At 35.7% G+C, this 732-nt stretch carries 2 protein-coding genes; one reads left to right on the top strand and one right to left on the bottom strand.

All coding sequences use genetic code 11. The features are described 5' to 3' along the window. The coding region (locus I6F41_RS17930) for a hypothetical protein (RefSeq protein WP_197108912.1) at nucleotides 1-314 on the bottom strand (314 nt) is incomplete at its 3' end. A 230-nt stretch (nucleotides 315-544) separates the two neighbouring features. Here I6F41_RS17930 and I6F41_RS17925 point away from each other — a divergent pair. Beyond that, on the top strand, nucleotides 545-732 hold a 188-nt coding region (locus tag I6F41_RS17925), incomplete at its 3' end, for a S24 family peptidase (protein WP_442960635.1).

The following is a 732-nucleotide window of genomic DNA, read 5'->3' as shown; positions in this document are numbered from 1 at the left end:
CCTACCGCAACGACAGCAGCAACAACGCCTTGAGCGATTTCTTTTCTGTCTTGCGCGGCTAATATCTCACATTTGTATTGAGTGAGTGTTCTATATTTAACTTCTCTGTTAAGCGCGTAGATATAGTTCGCTTCATCAGTATTTTCGGCGGTATAATTTTTAGCGAGGATATCTTTATCATTAAGGTAATTTCGACACACTTGAGCATCTGTTAATTCAGAGTCACCGGCAATGATGGCGTGTCTAGAGGCTGAACAGCCAGTAATAAAGCTAAGTATCAGAAAAGATACAATAGTGTTTTTAACTAAAGTCATCAGTAAATTATTCCGTAATTAAAATAAGCTTTGAGTAAGCTCATAATTCCTTTGTGAAATTTTAACAAACCGATGGTAATTTTACTAATTGTTATTAAAGGGGTTTTTAATCTTTAAGTCTAAAACATGCTTATACCAGCTCTAATTAAACTATCGTCTTCACAAAAAGAACCTTGGCATAATTTGAACCTTAAATTACACTGTATATATAAACAGTGTTTGAGGTGTGTATGTTCGTTATTCCAATTTTTATAGAAGCTGGCATTACCGGCTTTGAATCTCCTGCCGCAGAATATGTAGAGCTCGGTATTTCAATCGATGAGCTAATCATTAAACACCCCAATGCTACTTTTATTGGTATAGCTTCTGGGCAATCCATGCAAGAAGTAGGAATATTCGATGGTGACTTATTAGTCAT

It is taken from the genome of Pseudoalteromonas sp. SCQQ13, assembly GCF_015864415.1.
Taxonomy (GTDB): Bacteria; Pseudomonadota; Gammaproteobacteria; order Enterobacterales; family Alteromonadaceae; genus Pseudoalteromonas; species Pseudoalteromonas nigrifaciens.
The sequence above is the reverse complement of the archived record's forward strand: the minus strand, read 5'-3'. Positions and strand labels throughout refer to the sequence as shown.